The organism is Streptomyces sp. NPDC033131, from assembly GCF_055578365.1.
Map to the genome: position 1 here is coordinate 75,562 of NZ_JBVIPA010000009.1, position 15,394 is coordinate 90,955.

A 15,394-nucleotide genomic window follows, 5' to 3' on the forward strand; every position below is an offset into this window, starting at 1 on the left:
CGGTACCCGCGTCACCTCGTCACCGCGTCACCTCATCGGTGCGGTGACCGGTGCCGGGGCGTATCCGGTGGGCCGGGCCGTGAAGGTGCCGCGGCCCTGGGTACGGCTGCGCAACCGGGTCGCGTAGCCGAACAGTTCGGCCAGCGGAACGGTCGCGGTGACGACCGCCGACCCCGGGCGCGTGGCCGAGCCGGAGACCCGGCCCCGTCGTGCGGCGAGGTCGCCGAGGACGGTGCCGACGGCCTCCTCGGGCACGGTGACCGTGACCTCGACGACCGGTTCCAGCAGGATCGCCGCCGAGGCGCGCAGGGCTTCCCGGAGCGCGAACCGGCCTGCCGTACGGAAGGCCGTGTCCGAGGAGTCCTTCACATGGGTCGCCCCGTCGGTGAGGGTGACGCGCAGCCCGGTCACCGGGTGCCCGCCGATCGGTCCCTCGGCGAGGGCGTCCCGGCAGCCCGCCTCGACCGCCCGGACGTACTCCTGCGGCACCCGCCCGCCCACGACGACGGACCGGAACTCGAAGCCCGTGCCGTTCGCCAGGTCCAACGGTTCCACGTCGAGGACGACATGAGCGAACTGCCCTGCTCCTCCGTCCTGTTTGACGTGCCGGTACACCAGGCCGGACACCCCGCGGGCGATCGTCTCCCGGTACGCCACCCTCGGCCGGCCGACGGCGACCTCCAGCGACTGGTCGCGCCGGACCTTCTCCACCGCGACCTCCAGATGCAGCTCGCCCATGCCGGACAGCAGTGTCTGACCGGTCTCCGGGTCGGTCCGGACCACCAGCGACGGGTCCTCCTCGGCCAGCCGCGCCAGCGCCGTGGCCAGCCGGTCCGTGTCGGTGGACCGGCGTGCCTCCACCGCCACGGAGACCACCGGTTCGGCCACGCCGGGCGGCTCGAGGACGAGCGGGGCGTCCGGCGCACACAGCGTCGAGCCGGCCCGGGCCGACTTCAGTCCGACCACGGCGACGATGTCCCCGGCGACCGCCTGCTCCAACCGGGCGTGCCGGTCGGCCTGCACCCGCAGGATCCGCCCGATCCGCTCGGTGCGCCGCGCGCCCGCGTCCATCACGGTGGCTCCCTTTCCGATCGTTCCCGAGTACACCCGCAGATAGGTCAGCCGGCCCGTCGCGGTGGCGGTCACCTTGAACGCCAGTGCCGCGAAGGGCGCCTCCGGGTCGGCCGCCCGTTCCTGTTCCGTACCGTCGTCGCGCGTGCCGCGTACGGCGGGCACGTCGAGCGGCGACGGCAGGTACGCCACGACGGCGTCGAGCAACGGCTCGATCCCGCGGTTGCGGTAGGCGGAGCCGCACAGCACGACCACGCCCTCGCCGGTACGGGTGAGGTCGCGCAGGGCGTCGGCGAGCGTGTGCGTGTCGAGCGCGGGCAGGTCGAGCGCGGGCTGGTCGCCGGTCGGCCGCATACCGTCGGCCGGCGCCATACCGTCGACCGACGGCACGCCCACCGTCGACTGCATACAGAATTCCTCCAGCGCGCCCGGATGCAGTTCGGCCACCGCCTCCTCCAGCGCCCGACGCCGCCTGAGCGCCTCCTCGCGCAGACCCTCCGGCACCGGACCTTCCTCGACCGTCTCACCGTCGTCGGACCAGGTCAGCGCCCGCATCCGCAGCAGATCGACGACACCGGTGAAGGCGTCCTCGCTCCCGATGGGCAACTGGACGACCAGCGGGGCCTGATGCAGCCGTTCCCGGATCGACTGGACGGCCGTGTCGAGATCCGCTCCGGCACGGTCGAGCTTGTTGACGAACGCGATCCTCGGCACACCGTGCCGGTCCGCCTGCCGCCACACCGACTCGCTCTGCGGCTCGACGCCCGCGACGGCGTCGAACACGGCGACCGCTCCGTCGAGCACGCGCAGCGAGCGCTCCACCTCGTCGGCGAAGTCGACATGGCCGGGCGTGTCGATCAGGTTGATCCGGTGACCGTCCCAGGCGCAGCTCACCGCCGCGGCGAAGATGGTGATCCCGCGATCGCGCTCCTGGGAGTCGAAGTCGGTGACGGTCGTGCCGTCGTGGACCTCGCCGCGCTTGTGCGTGGTCCCGGTGGCGTACAGGATCCGCTCGGTGACGGTGGTCTTGCCGGCGTCGACGTGGGCGAGGATGCCGAGGTTGCGGACGGCGGAGAGGGGGTTGAGGTTGGTGCGCACGGCCCGTGGCCTTTCGAATGGGTTCGGTGACAGGGCGGCGCGATTCCCGGACGGCACTGCTTTTCTGACGGAACGTCAGATGTGGCGTACATGCGCCCGGAGTTCAGAACCGGGCGTCGTGGTCAGTCGTTCGTCCGGGGCATCCGGTACCGGCCGCGCAGCGGGCACCGGACGGGCGAGGACACGAGGATCACGTCGTACTGCGGCCGGGGAACGACGACAGCGGTGCACACACGCACGGCCGGCTCCCCTCACTCGTCGTTCACGTCATGACACGCGCCGCGAACTGGTGGGCGGTGCATGGTTCGTGGTGAGTGTAGGGAACCGGGGAGTACGGGGGCACGCCCTTTTCCGCGTCCGGGCATGAGCCGCACGCGTGCCCCACCTCCTCAGACCGGCCCAGGCCCCGCCCCGCCCTTGAGGCGTTCCAGGTCGGAGGGCCGGACCTGGATGACGAGTACGGCGATGAGCGCGGCGACCGCGGTGAAGATGGCGGCCACGACGAAGGCGGCCGACACTCCGGCGGTGAGGACCTCGTCGGAGAAGGGCGGCGGAAGCTCCCCGGTGCGCTGGAATTGCAGGCGTTCGGCGGGAGTGGCCTGTTCCAGGAAGAGGGGGATCTGCTTGTCGGCCTCGTTGGCGCTGGCCGTACCGAACATCGTGACCAGGATGGACAGACCGAGCGACCCGCCCACCTGCTGGGTGGCGTTGAGGAGTCCGGAGGCGGCGCCGGTCTCGCGGACGGAGACGTTGGACAGCGCCATCAGGGTGAGCGCGACGAACTCCATGCCCATGCCGAGGCTGAAGACGAGAATCGGGCCGAGGACACTGCCCGCGTAGGTGGAGTGGACGTCGGTCAGGGTCAGCCAGGCCAGTCCCGCGGCGGCGAGGACGGCGCCCACGACCATGAAGGGCTTGGGCCCGTAGGTGGGCAGGAAGCGCGAGGTCAGCCCGGCACCGATCGCGATGACCGCGCTGACCGGCAGGAAGGCGAAGCCGGTTGCCAGCGGGCTGAAATCCAGCACGTTCTGCACGAAGAGCGTGAGGAAGAAGAACATGCCGAAGATCGCGGCGGCGAGGCAGAGCATGATTCCGTAGGTGCCCGCCCGGTTGCGGTCGGCGAACATGTGGAGCGGGGTGATCGGCTGCCGAGAACGCCGCTCGACCAGCACGAAAGCCACGAGGACGACGATTGCGGCCGCGAACGAGGCCAGCGTGAGAGCGTCCCGCCAGCCTTCCTGCGCGGCTCTGATGAAGCCGTACACCAGCAGGACCATGCCCACGGTGGAGGTCAGTGCGCCGGTGAGGTCGAAGTGGCCCGGGTGGCGCTCGGACTCCTTGATATAGCGAGGTGTGGCGAGGGCGATGAGCAGTCCGATCGGGACGTTGACGAAGAGCACCCACCGCCAGTTCAGCCACTCCACGAGCATTCCGCCGGCGAGCAGCCCGATCGCGCCGCCGCCCGCCGAGACCGCGGCGAAGACGCCGAAGGCCCGGTTGCGTTCGGGTCCTTCGCGGAAGGTCGTACTGACCAGGGAGAGGGCGGTCGGGGACGCGATGGCGCCGCCGACGCCCTGGAGGGCGCGGGCCGCGAGGAGTTGGGGCTCGTTCTGGGCGAAGCCGCCGAGCAGGGAGGCGAGTACGAAGAGCAGCACGCCGAAGACGAACACGCGCCGTCTGCCGAGGATGTCGCCGGCCCGGCCGCCGAGCAGCAGCAGGCCGCCGAAGGTGAGGGTGTACGCGTTGACCACCCAGGCCAGGCTGGTGGTGGAGAAGCCCAGGGAGCTCTGGATGTCGGGCAGCGCGATGTTCACGATGGTGATGTCGAGCACCACCATCAGCTGGCAGGACGCGAGGACCAGCAACGCCATCGCGTTTGAGCCACCACCGGGTTCCCGGGTGGTGGTCTGCGCTGAGGGATGTGGCTGCGGGCTCGTCATGGCATGTCGCACTCTCGGGGGTCGCACCCTCACGAGGGGCAGTGGCCGCTGGGCGTCCACTGCGGGTCACCGTTCGACGGTACGCCCGTCTCGGGTGCCCTTCCACTCGAACCCGCACCGGACCTTCGGGCGGCCGTCGCCGCGCTCGACCTTCAGGCCGCCACCGCGCTCCCCTCTTTCCCGTCAGGGTGTATCGGCGTCCCCGACCCGGTCAGCGGCACGCCCGTCCCGCCCCGCCGGGCCGCGACGATCTCCGCCGCGATGGACAGGGCTGTCTCCTCGGGCGTACGCGCGCCGAGATCGAGACCGATCGGCGACCGCAGCCTGGCCAACTCCCCGTCCGTCAGGCCGACTTCGCGCAGGCGTCGCTCCCGGTCGGCGTGCGTGCGACGCGAGCCCATCGCGCCGACGAACGCCACCGGCATCCGCAGGGCCTCCTGCAGCAGCGGTACGTCGAACTTGGCGTCGTGGGTGAGCACGCACAGCACGGTGCGCGCGTCGGTCGCGGTGCCCCGCAGGTAGCGGTGCGGCCAGTCGACGACGATGCCGTCGGCCTCGGGGAAGCGGGCCCGGGTGGCGAAGACGGGGCGGGCGTCGCACACGGTCACGTGATACCCGAGGAACTTGCCGGCGCGCACGAGAGCCGCCGCGAAGTCGATCGCGCCGAAGACGATCATGCGGGGCGGCGGCACGCTCGACTCGACGAGCAGGGTCAGGCCGCCGGGGCAGCGCGAGCCGTTCTCCGATAGCTCCACCGTGCCGGTACGGCCGGCCTCCAGCAGCGCCCGGGCCTCGGCCGCCGCCGCCCGGTCCAGCTCCGGCGCGCCGCCGAGTCCGCCTTCGTACGACGTGCCCGGTGCGCTCTCGTAGGCCCCGCCCGGGACTCCCCCGTACGCCCCGTCAGCCCGCACGAGCAGCGCCCGGCCCAGGAGGCCGGCCGGGCCGCGGACCACGCGGGCGAGAGCCGCGCGCTCGCCCCGGACCGCGGCGGACAGCGCCGCCAGCACCACGGGACGGGCCGGTGCTTCGGCGGCGATCGGCGTGACCATGACGTCGATGATCCCGCCGCAGGTCAGACCGACCGCGAAGGCGTCCTCGTCGCTGTGGCCGAAGCGTTCGACGACCGTCTCGCCGTCTCCTTCGCCCTCGAGTGCCCGCACGCACAGGTCGTACACCGCTCCTTCCACGCAGCCGCCGGAGACGGAGCCGATGACCGTGCCCTCGCGGTCGACGGCGAGGGCGGCGCCGGGGCCGCGCGGGGCGCTGCCGCCGACGGCCACGACGGTGGCGAGGGCGAACTCGCGGCCCTCCTCGGCCCAGCGGTGCAGCTCGGGGGCGAGGTCAAGCATGGCGGCCTGCGGTCAGGACGCGGTCGGGCCGGATGGGCAGGTGGCGGTGGCGTACGCCGGTCGCGTGCCAGACCGCGTTGGCGACGGCCGCCGCCGCACCCACGATGCCGATCTCGCCGATGCCCTTGATGCCGACCGGGTCGTCCGGATCGGGGTCGTCGACCCAGTCCGCCTCGACGGCCGGGACGTCGGCGTGCGCGGCCACGTGGTAGCCCGCGAGGTCGGCGCCGTAGTGGCCGCCCGTGCCACGGTCGCGTACCGCCTCCTCGTGCAGGGCCATGGAGATGCCCCACGTCATTCCGCCGATGAACTGGCCTCGTGCGGTGAGCGGGTTGACGATCCGGCCGGCGGCGAAGATGCCGAGCATGCGCCGTACGCGTACCTCGCCGGTGGCGGGGTCGACGGCGACCTCGGCGAACTGGGCGCCGAAGGAGTGCCGTTCCTTGCGGGCGAGGGCGCCGACGGCCTCGGTGGTGTCGGACCGTACGGTGATGCCCTCGGGCGGGACGGCGGCGCCGAGGGCGAGCCGCTCCCGCAGTTCCCCGGCCGCGGCCGTGACCGCCCACGACCAGGAACGGGTGCCCATCGAACCGCCGGCGATGAACGCGGCCCCGAGGTCGCTGTCCCCGATGCGCACCCGGACCCGCTCCGGCGCCGCCCGCAGCGCGTCCGCGGCAACCAGCGTGAGTGCGGTCCGGGCCCCGGTTCCGATGTCCGCCGCGTTGACCCGCACGGTGAAGGTGCCGTCGGCCTCGGCCGTCACGGCGGCCGTGGAGGGGGCGGCGCCGGCGGGGAAGGAGGCCGCCGCCGTGCCGGTGCCCAGCAGCCAGCGCCCGTCCCGGCGCAGGCCCGGGCGCGGATCCCGGTCCGCCCAGCCGAACCTGCGGGCGCCCTCGCGGAAGCAGGCCATCAGGTTGCGGCCGCTGAAGGGCAGCTGGGAGATCGGGCCGCGGTCGGGTTCGTTGCGGGCGCGCAGTTCGATCGGGTCCAGGCCGCACTTCTCGGCGAGTTCGTCGAGCGCCGACTCCAGCGCGAACGACCCCGGCGCCTCGCCCGGCGCGCGCATCCAGGTCGGGGTCGGCACGTCGAGTCGTACGACCCGGTTGCCGGTGTGGTGGGCGTCGGCGTCGTACATCGTCCGGGCCGGTCCCGCGCCCGCCTCGATGAACTCGTGCACGGTCGAGGTGAGGCTCAGGCAGCGGTGCTCCAGCGCGCGCAGCCGGCCCTCGGCGTCGGCACCGAGCCTGAGGTGCTGCCGGGTGGGGCTGCGGTAGCCGGCGAGCGAGAACATCTGACGGCGGGTCATCACAACCCGCACGGGCCGTTGCAGGGCGGTCGCGGCCATCACGGCGGCGACCTGGTGGGCGCGGACGCCCTTGCTGCCGAAGCCGCCGCCGACGTGTTCGGACCGCACCCGCACCGAGGCCGGCTCGAGCGAGAACAGTTTCGCGAGTTCGCTCGCCACCCACATGGTGCCCTGGTTGGAGTCGACGACTTCGAGGCGGCCGCCGTCCCAGCGGGCCGTCGCCGCGTGCGGCTCCATCGGGTTGTGGTGTTCCTCCGGGGTGGTGTACTCGACGTCCACGACGACGGCGGACGCGGCGAGTTCGGCCTCCAGGTCCCCCTTCTCGGCCACGGCCGGGCCGTGGGAGTCGAGCGGGTAGGCGTCCGGGTGTTCGGCGGCGAAGTCGACGTCGTGGGGCTCCGGGGCGTAGTGCACGACGAGTGATTCGGCGGCTTCCCTGGCCTGTTCGGAGGTGTCGGCGACCACCAGGGCGACCGGCCAGCCCATGTGCGGCACCCGGTCGTGCTGGAAGACGGCCGCGGTCCGGTCCGGGAGGCCCAGCAGGCCGACGTAGTCGGTGTCGACGCGTGGGGCGTTGTGGTGGTGCAGGACGGCGACCACGCCCGGCATCGCGAGGACGGGGGCATCCTCCACCGACCGGATCCGGCCGCGGGCGACGGTGGACACCACCAGCCAGCCGTGGGCGAGTTCGGCGAACGGGATCTCCCCCGCGTAGCGGGCCGCCCCGGTGACCTTGTCGCGTCCCTCCACGCGGGTGTGCGCGCTGCCGACGGCGCCCTTGAAGTTGCCGGTGGTGGTGGACGTCGTCATCGGGTCGCCTCCTCGGCGAGTTCGGTCAGGACGGCCACCACGAGGTTGCGCATCAGCGTCACCTTGTATCCGTTGTCGCGAAGCGGCTTCGCGGCGGCCAGTTCGGCGTCCGCGGCGGCGGCGAAGGCCTCGGCGTCGGCCGCGGCTCCGGTGAGCACGCGTTCGGCCTCCCGGGCCCGCCACGGCCGGGACGCGACCGCCCCGAAGGCGAGGCGCGCCTCGCGTACGACGCCGCCTTGGACGTCGAGCGCGGCGGCGACCGAGCCGATGGCGAAGGCGTACGAGGCCCGCTCGCGCACCTTGCGGTAGCGGGAGTCGGCGGCTGACGGCGTCGGCGGCAGGGTGACGCCGGTGATCAGCGCACCCGGCGGCAGGGCGGTCTCCCGGTGCGGGGTGTCCCGCACAGGCAGATAGAAGTCGGCAAGCGGCAACTCGCCCGGCCCGTCGGTCGTTTCGTAGCGGACGACCGCGTCGAAGGCCGTCAGCGCCACGCCCATGTCGGAAGGGTGGACGGCCACGCAGTGCTCGGAGGCGCCGAGGATCGCGTGGTTGCGGTGCTCGCCCTCGACGGCGGGGCAACCGCTGCCGGGCACGCGCTTGTTGCAGGGTTTGGTCACGTCGGCGAAGTAGCCGCAGCGGGTGCGCTGGAGCAGGTTTCCGCCGACGGTGGCCATGTTGCGCAACTGGCCCGAGGCGCCGGCCAGCACCGCCTGCGTCAACGCCGGGTAGCGGCGGCGGACTTCGGGGTGCGCGGCGAGGTCGCTGTTGGTGACGGTCGCGCCGATGCGCAGGCCGCCGTCGGCCGTCATCTCGATGTCGTCCAGTGGGAGTTCGCGGACGTCGACGAGGCGGGCGGGCCGCTCGACGCCGGTCTTCATCAGGTCGACGAGGTTGGTGCCGCCGCCGAGGAAGCGCGCGTCGGGATCGTCGCCGAGCAGGGCGACCGCGCCCGAGATGTCGAACGCGCGCTGATATCCGAACTCCCTCATACGGCTGCCTCCTCGGCCGGCCGCGCCTCGGCCGCGCGGGCGACCGCCTGGACGATCGACACGTACGCGCCACAGCGGCACAGATTGCCGCTCATCCGCTCCCGGATCTCGTCCGCGGTCAGCGGCGGCATGCCCGCCTCGGGGCGGACGTCGCCGGTGACGGCGCTCGGCCAGCCCGCCGCGTGCTCCTCGATCACCGCGACGGCCGAACAGATCTGACCGGGCGTGCAGTAGCCGCACTGGTAGCCGTCGAGGTCGAGGAACGCCTGTTGCACCGGGTGGAGTTGTCCGCTCTCGGCGAGACCTTCGACGGTGGTGACCTCGCGCCCTTCGGCGGCGACCGCGAGTTGCAGGCAGGACACCGTCCGGCGGCCGTCGATCAGGACCGTGCAGGCACCGCACTGTCCCTGGTCGCAGCCCTTCTTGGTGCCCGTCAGGTCGAGGCGCTCGCGCAGGGCGTCGAGGAGGGTGGTGCGGTGGTCGACGGACAGCGCGTGCTTCTCTCCGTTGATCTTCAGGGTGACGGCGCTGTACGTCGACGAGGGGGCTGGGGCCATGATCAGCCTTCTTTCGCGTATCGGAGCACGGCCAGTGGACGGCTCCGGCAGGCAACCGCATCACAAGACGCGATCGGGTGGACGCGGGGTGGGGCGGCCGGGCGTACCGGCGCTAGAGTGGGCTCAAATGGACAGCTGTCCGCTTCCCGTTCGAACGTAGTGGACAGCTGTCCGCTTATCAAGGACGGGTTTCGGCCGTGACGCCCGAACCACGAGGAGGGCGAATGGGGCAGCAGAAGGACCCACCTCTGCGGTCGGACGCGCAACGCAATCGCGAGCGCATCCTCGAAGTGGCACTGGCCGAGCTGACCCGCTCCGCGGACGCCCCGCTGAGCGCGATCGCGAAGAAGGCGGGCGTCGGACAGGGCACCTTCTACCGGAACTTCCCCAACCGTGAGGCACTCGTCCTGGAGGTCTACCGCTACGAGACGCAGCAGGTCGCCGACGCCGCGCGCCAGCTGCTGCGGAACTGCCCGCCCGACCGTGCGCTGCGGGAGTGGATGGACCGGCTGGCCCGGTTCGCGATGGCCAAGGCCGGCCTGGCGGAGGCGTTCCGCCACGCCGTGAGCGCCTCGCACGGGCAAGCGAAACCCGGCCATGCCCCGGTGACGGCCGCGGCCGAACTCCTGCTCCGCGCGGGCGAGGAAGCCGGCACCATACGTCCCGGTGTCACCGCGGACGACTTCCTTCTCGCCATAGCCGGCCTCTGGCAGATCGACCCCCGCGGGGACTGGGAGCGGCGCGCCGCCCGGCTCTTGGACCTCGTCATGGACGGGCTGCGCGCGGGGGCACCAGGAAACGCAAGAGACCCCCGATGAACGGGGGTCCGCGTTGGTGTCCGAGGGGGGACTTGAACCCCCACGCCCGATAAAGGGCACTAGCACCTCAAGCTAGCGCGTCTGCCATTCCGCCACCCGGACGAGGTGTCTGCCGCCAGGCGAGGGTGTTCCCCGCGGCGACATGGACAACAATACCAAGCTTTCGGAGTGCCTTTCACCTGCATATCCGTCGTCCGAGCGCCGCTCCCGGGCCGACCGGACCCGGGAATCTAAGGTCTCACCATGAGCGACTGGATGGTTACGCACGGCCCGTCCGCCGGACGCAGACCGCGGGCGCTGTCGCCGCTCAGGGAGCATCTGCGGGACACCTTCTGGTTCGCGCCCGCCGCGGCCATGCTGTGTGTCGTCCTCGTGTGGGCGGTGGCGGCGGAGATCGACACCGGGCTCGTCGAAACCCTTCAGGACGAGGGTGAGTACGACACGGTCGAGGAGCTGCTGAAGTTCGCGGAGGACGCGAAGATCGTCGTCACCACGGTGAGCTCGGCGATGATGACCTTCATCGGTGTGGTCTTCAGCATCTCCCTGGTCGCGGTGCAGATGGCGAGCGGGCAGTTCAGCCCGCGGGTGGTGCGGATCTTCGTACGGAGCCGGATCACCAAGGCGACCTTCGCCGTCTTCCTCTCGACCTTCCTGCTGACCCTGCTGGTCCTGACCTCGTACGAGAGCGAACCCGACCCCCGCCTGGTGTCCTCCGTCCCCGCCGTCCAGTCGCTGCTCACCATCGCGATGGTCGGACTGAGTCTGGTGCTGTTCGTGATGTACGTGAACACGACGCTGCGGCTGATGCGGATCGGCCAGGTGATCGACCGGATCGTCGGGGAGGCGTTCCGGGTGGCCGCCCTGATGCCGGTCGAGGCTCCCGCCCAGCAGGGCGCGCTCGGGTCCGAGACGGCGCGCGTCGCCCACGAGGGGCGGGCCGGGGTGCTGCGGGACGTGAACATCGCCCGGCTGGTGCGGGTGGCGCGGCAGCACGACGTCGTGCTGCGGCTGATTCCGCGGACCGGCGACTTCGTCGTACCGGGAACGCCCGTCCTGGCCGTGCACGGCGGCAAGGCGCCGCCGCGCCGCGCGCTGCGCTACGCCGTCTCCGTCGGTGTCGAACGCACCTTCCACCAGGACCTCGGGTTCGGGTTGCGCCAGCTGTCCGACATCGCGCTCAGGGCCCTGTCCCCGGCGGTCAACGACCCGACGACGGCCGTACAGGCGCTGGACCGCATCGTGCAGTTCCTGGCCGCCCTGGCCCGGCGGCCGCTGGACGCCTCCCTGCACCGGGACCGGCGGGGCGCGGTGCGCCTCGTGCAGCCCGTGCCCGGTTGGACCGATCTGGTGGATCTGGGGTTCACCGAGATCAGGGGCTGCGCGGTCGGCACTCCGCAGGTGACGCGGCGTCTGCTGGCCGGGCTCGACGACCTGGCGCTGCTGGTCTGCGAGGAGCGGCGGGCGCCGCTGCTGCGCCACCGGGCACTGCTCGTGCAGGCAGTCGAGCGCGGTGTCCCGGAGGGCGCGGACCGGGCCTTCGCCCTCCAGCCGGACCGTCAGGGCATCGGCTGAGACAGCCGTTCCTGTTCCGAGCGTGTGGCACGGTCGTCGGCCGACGAGGTGCCGGCCTGGTGGTGTCCGCGGGAAGCGGACACCACCAGGCCACCGGTCACCGGTCACCGGTCGGCCACCGACGGGGCGCTGCGGGCGTGCCTCGTCACGTCGGCGTCGGCTCCAGTCTCGGCCGACCTGCTCTCACGGCGTGAGCTGGTACTCCGGGAAGTTGCCTGGCAGCCGCTCCCCCTCCGGGCCCCGCGTCACGGCACGCACCAGCAGCTCGCCGCCGACGAACGCGCCCCGCCAGGACGCGCCGAACCCGCCGAACAACTCGTCGCGGTCGCCGCGGGAACGCGGGGTGCCGTGCCCGACCTTGAACGCCCGGATCTGCGGGGCGAGTCGGTCGAAGGTCGCCCGGTCGTCGGTGGACAGGGTGGCCACCAGAGCGCCGTTGGACGCGTTCATCGCGGCCAGCAGCTCCGCCTCGGTGTCGACCAGGACGATGGTGTCGACCGGTCCGAACGGTTCCGCGTGGTGCAGCGGGGAGGACGGTGGCGGGTTCAGCAGCGTGACCGGCTGGACGTACGCCGAGGTGTCCTGGCCGGGCAGGAACCGCGCGTCCGCCGGCTTGCCACGGTGCAGTGGGACGGCCCCGCGGTTCACGGCTTCGGTGACCTGGTCGTGCAGGTCCTTCGCCTTGGCCGCGTTGATCACCGGCCCGAAGTCCAGCTGCGGGTACGGGTCGTCGGCGTGTTCGACCGCCAGCGGGTGGCCGACCCGCAGCGTACGGACCGCCGGGAGGTACGCCGCCAGGAACTCGTCGAACAGCTCTCGCTGGACGACGAAGCGCGGGTATGCCGTGCAGCGCTGTTTGCCGTAGTCGAAGAGTTTCGGCACGACTGCCGTGAGCGCGTCCCAGTCCGTGCAGTTCCAGATGCCCCAGGTGTTGAGTCCCTCCTGTTCGAGGATGTGTCGTTTGCCGAGGTCGGCGACGGCCGTGGCCACCGCGGCGCCGGTGTCGCGGCCGCCGACGAAGGAGACGCAGCCGATCTCGGGCGCCCGCACCAGCGCCTCGGACAGCTCGCCTCCGCTGCCGCTGACGAGGGTGAGGGGGATTCCCTCGCGGGCGGCCAGCGCGAAGGCCAGCGTCAGACAGGCGACACCGCCGTCGGTCGGGGTCTTGGCGATGACCGCGTTGCCTGCCAGGGCCTGTACCAGCACGGCGTGAACGAGCACGCTCATCGGGTAGTTCCAGCTCGCGACGTTCGACACCGGGCCGTCCAGTGGGGCCCGGCCGGCCAGCATCGGCTCGATGCCGTCGACGTACCAGCGCACGCCGTCGATGGCCCGGTCGACGTCCGCCTGTGCGAGCTGCCAGGGCTTGCCGATCTCCCAGACGAGCAGCACGGCGAGCAGTTCGCGGTGCTGGGTGAGGGCGTCGAGGGTGGCGGCCACGCGGGCCCGGCGTTCGTCGAGGGGGACGTGCCGCCAGGCGCGGTGCTGGTCGAGCGAGGCGCGTACGGCCTGGTGGGCGGTGGCCCGGTCCAGGCGGGGCGGGCCGGCGATCGGACTGCCGTCGACGGGACTGGTGGCGGGCAGTGCCCGGCCGTCGGCCCGCCAGGCGCGGTCCCAGAGGTTGAGGGCGCGGTCGTCGCGGAACGCCTCGGGGGCGACGGCGAGGCAGCGTTGCCAGGCGTCGGTCCAGGACATGCCTGATTTGAGGGTGAGGGTGGTTGCCATCAGGGGTTCTCCGCTCTCGGTGCACAGTCGGGGGCGGGTTCGTGCATGGCTGCGAAGGACGTTAGCGAGGCTCCGCGCTTGCGGTAAGTGACCTCGCGTCGCCTATGAGTGAGGTCACGCCTCCAGTTGGGCCAGCACCAGGCGGGCCGTCTCGGTGGGGGTGCCGCCGACCCTGACGCCGGCCGCCTCCAGTGCCGCCTTCTTGGCCTGGGCGGTGCCGGAGGAACCGGACACGATCGCGCCCGCGTGGCCCATCGTCTTGCCCTCGGGTGCGGTGAAGCCGGCGATGTAGCCGACGACGGGCTTGGTGACGTGCTCCCGGATGTAGGCGGCCGCGCGCTCCTCGGCGTCGCCGCCGATCTCCCCGATGAGGACGATGGTCTCGGTGTCGGGGTCGTCCTGGAAGGCGGCGAGGCAGTCGATGTGGGTGGTGCCGACGACGGGGTCGCCGCCGATGCCGACGCAGGTCGAGAAGCCGATGTCGCGGAGTTCGTACATGAGTTGGTAGGTGAGCGTGCCCGACTTGGACACCAGGCCGATCCGGCCCGGCTTGGTGATGTCGGCGGGGATGATGCCCGCGTTGGACTGGCCGGGGGTGATCAGACCCGGGCAGTTCGGGCCGATGACGCGGGTGCCCTTGGTCTTCGCGTAGGCGGTGAAGGCGACGGAGTCGTGGACCGGGATGCCCTCGGTGATGACGACGGCGAGGCCGATGCCGGCGTCGGCGGCCTCGACGACGGCCGCCTTGGCGAAGGCGGGGGGTACGAAGACGACGGTGACAGCGGCTCCGGTCGCCTGTATACCGTCGACGACCGACCCGAAGACGGGGACCGCACGGTCGTCGAAGTCCACGGTGTGGCCCGCCTTGCGCGGGTTGACTCCGCCGACGACGTTCGTGCCGGCCGCGAGCATGCGCCGGGTGTGCTTCATGCCCTCGCCGCCGGTCATGCCCTGGACGAGGACCTTGCTTTCCTTGGTGAGATAGATCGCCATGTCCCGTCTCCTCAGGCTGTGGTGGCGAGTTGGGCTGCGCGGCGCGCGGCGCCGTCCATGGTCGTGGCCTGCTGGACCAGCGGGTGCGCGTGCTCGTCGAGGAGGGCGCGGCCGCGCGCCGCGTTGTTGCCGTCGAGGCGGACCACGAGCGGCTTGGTCAGCTGGACGGTGTCCAGGGCGCGCACGATGCCGTCGACGACGGCGTCGCAGGCGGTGATCCCGCCGAAGACGTTGACGAGGACGGACCTCACGGCCGGGTCGGAGAGGATGACCGACAGTCCGTCGGCCATGATCTGCGCGGATGCCCCGCCGCCGATGTCGAGGAAGTTGGCGGGGCGGGCGCCGCAGCCGGCGACCACGTCGAGGGTCGACATGACGAGGCCGGCGCCGTTGCCGATGATGCCGACCTCGCCGTCGAGCTTGACGTAGTTGAGGCCCTTGGCGGCGGCCGCCGCCTCCAGCGGGTCGTCGTGCACCGCGCCTTCGGCGCCCCAACGGGCCTGCCGGAAGCGGGCGTTGTCGTCGAGGGTGACCTTGCCGTCCAGAGCGAGGAACTGCCCCTGCCCGGTGCGGACGAGCGGGTTGACCTCGACGAGGACGGCGTCCTCGCGGACCAGGACCTCCCACAGGCGCACGAGGACGTCGACGGTCTGCGGTGGCAGTGCGGCGGCCTCGGCGATCTCGGCCGCCTTCGCCGAGGTGACTCCCTCGGCCGGGTCGATGTGTATACGGGCGACCGCCTCCGGTCGACTGGCGGCGATCTCCTCGATCTCCATGCCGCCCTCGGCGGAGGCGATCGCGAGGAAGCGGCCGGCGGCGCGGTCGAGGACGTAGGAGACGTAGAACTCGCTCTCGATGTCCACGGGCTGGGCCAGCATCACCTTGCGGACCGTGTGGCCCTTGATGTCCATGCCCAGAATCTGACGGGTGGTCAGCTCTGCGGCGGCGGGATCGGCGGCGAGCTCGACCCCGCCCGCCTTGCCCCGGCCACCGGTCTTCACCTGGGCTTTCACCACGACGCGACCGCCCAGCCTGCGGGCGGTCTCGCGCGCCTTTTTGGGTGAGTCGGTGACCTCCGCCCTCGGCACCAAGATGCCGTGTTCCTCGAAGAGTTCCCTTGCCTGGTACTCGTACAGGTCCATTCCGGCTCCTGCCTGAAAGTGCCG

The 15,394-nt window shown here is 72.0% G+C and carries 11 protein-coding genes and 1 tRNA gene; 2 read left to right on the top strand and 10 right to left on the bottom strand.

The window, feature by feature from the left end; genetic code table 11:
* Nucleotides 1–27: 27 nt before the first annotated feature.
* The 6 genes from ACZ5XS_RS14245 to ACZ5XS_RS14270 form a co-directional block, all read right to left on the bottom strand.
* Nucleotides 28–2,169, bottom strand: coding sequence for an elongation factor G (locus ACZ5XS_RS14245; protein WP_468651038.1), 2,142 nt, complete (start codon nucleotides 2,167–2,169; stop codon nucleotides 28–30).
* Between the two features lie 389 nt (nucleotides 2,170–2,558).
* Complete coding sequence (locus ACZ5XS_RS14250) at nucleotides 2,559–4,040, bottom strand: MFS transporter (protein ID WP_468651040.1); 1,482 nt, start codon at nucleotides 4,038–4,040, stop codon at nucleotides 2,559–2,561.
* Nucleotides 4,041–4,261: 221 nt separating this feature from the next.
* Nucleotides 4,262–5,458: an XdhC family protein gene (locus tag ACZ5XS_RS14255; protein ID WP_468651042.1), complete on the bottom strand. Its 1,197-nt coding sequence runs from the start codon at nucleotides 5,456–5,458 to the stop codon at nucleotides 4,262–4,264.
* Complete coding sequence (locus ACZ5XS_RS14260) at nucleotides 5,451–7,574, bottom strand: xanthine dehydrogenase family protein molybdopterin-binding subunit (RefSeq protein WP_468651044.1); 2,124 nt, start codon at nucleotides 7,572–7,574, stop codon at nucleotides 5,451–5,453. Before ACZ5XS_RS14260 ends, ACZ5XS_RS14255 begins: the two co-directional genes overlap by 8 nt.
* Nucleotides 7,571–8,563 (bottom strand): FAD binding domain-containing protein, encoded by a 993-nt coding sequence (locus tag ACZ5XS_RS14265; RefSeq protein ID WP_468651046.1) that lies wholly within the window; start codon nucleotides 8,561–8,563, stop codon nucleotides 7,571–7,573. Before ACZ5XS_RS14265 ends, ACZ5XS_RS14260 begins: the two co-directional genes overlap by 4 nt.
* Complete coding sequence (locus ACZ5XS_RS14270) at nucleotides 8,560–9,120, bottom strand: 2Fe-2S iron-sulfur cluster-binding protein (RefSeq protein ID WP_468651048.1); 561 nt, start codon at nucleotides 9,118–9,120, stop codon at nucleotides 8,560–8,562. Before ACZ5XS_RS14270 ends, ACZ5XS_RS14265 begins: the two co-directional genes overlap by 4 nt.
* Before the next feature lie 224 nt (nucleotides 9,121–9,344).
* On the opposite strand from ACZ5XS_RS14270, the gene ACZ5XS_RS14275 reads away from it, so the two are divergent.
* Nucleotides 9,345–9,938 (top strand): TetR/AcrR family transcriptional regulator, encoded by a 594-nt coding sequence (locus ACZ5XS_RS14275; protein WP_468651049.1) that lies wholly within the window; start codon nucleotides 9,345–9,347, stop codon nucleotides 9,936–9,938.
* A 14-nt stretch (nucleotides 9,939–9,952) separates the two neighbouring features.
* On the opposite strand, the gene ACZ5XS_RS14280 is transcribed toward ACZ5XS_RS14275, so the two are convergent.
* Nucleotides 9,953–10,040, bottom strand: a tRNA-Leu gene (locus tag ACZ5XS_RS14280).
* A 141-nt stretch (nucleotides 10,041–10,181) separates the two neighbouring features.
* Here ACZ5XS_RS14280 and ACZ5XS_RS14285 point away from each other — a divergent pair.
* Complete coding sequence (locus ACZ5XS_RS14285) at nucleotides 10,182–11,510, top strand: DUF2254 domain-containing protein (RefSeq protein ID WP_468651051.1); 1,329 nt, start codon at nucleotides 10,182–10,184, stop codon at nucleotides 11,508–11,510.
* 183 nt (nucleotides 11,511–11,693) lie between these two features.
* Here the strand turns inward: ACZ5XS_RS14285 and ACZ5XS_RS14290 are convergent, their stop codons facing one another.
* The 3 genes from ACZ5XS_RS14290 to sucC form a co-directional block, all read right to left on the bottom strand.
* On the bottom strand, nucleotides 11,694–13,235 hold the full coding sequence (locus ACZ5XS_RS14290) for an aldehyde dehydrogenase family protein (protein WP_468651053.1): 1,542 nt from the start codon (nucleotides 13,233–13,235) through the stop codon (nucleotides 11,694–11,696).
* A gap of 114 nt (nucleotides 13,236–13,349) precedes the next feature.
* Complete coding sequence (sucD, locus tag ACZ5XS_RS14295; RefSeq protein WP_468651055.1) at nucleotides 13,350–14,228, bottom strand: succinate--CoA ligase subunit alpha; 879 nt, start codon at nucleotides 14,226–14,228, stop codon at nucleotides 13,350–13,352.
* An 11-nt stretch (nucleotides 14,229–14,239) separates the two neighbouring features.
* Nucleotides 14,240–15,370, bottom strand: coding sequence for an ADP-forming succinate--CoA ligase subunit beta (gene sucC / locus ACZ5XS_RS14300; protein WP_468651057.1), 1,131 nt, complete (start codon nucleotides 15,368–15,370; stop codon nucleotides 14,240–14,242).
* Nucleotides 15,371–15,394: the final 24 nt, after the last annotated feature.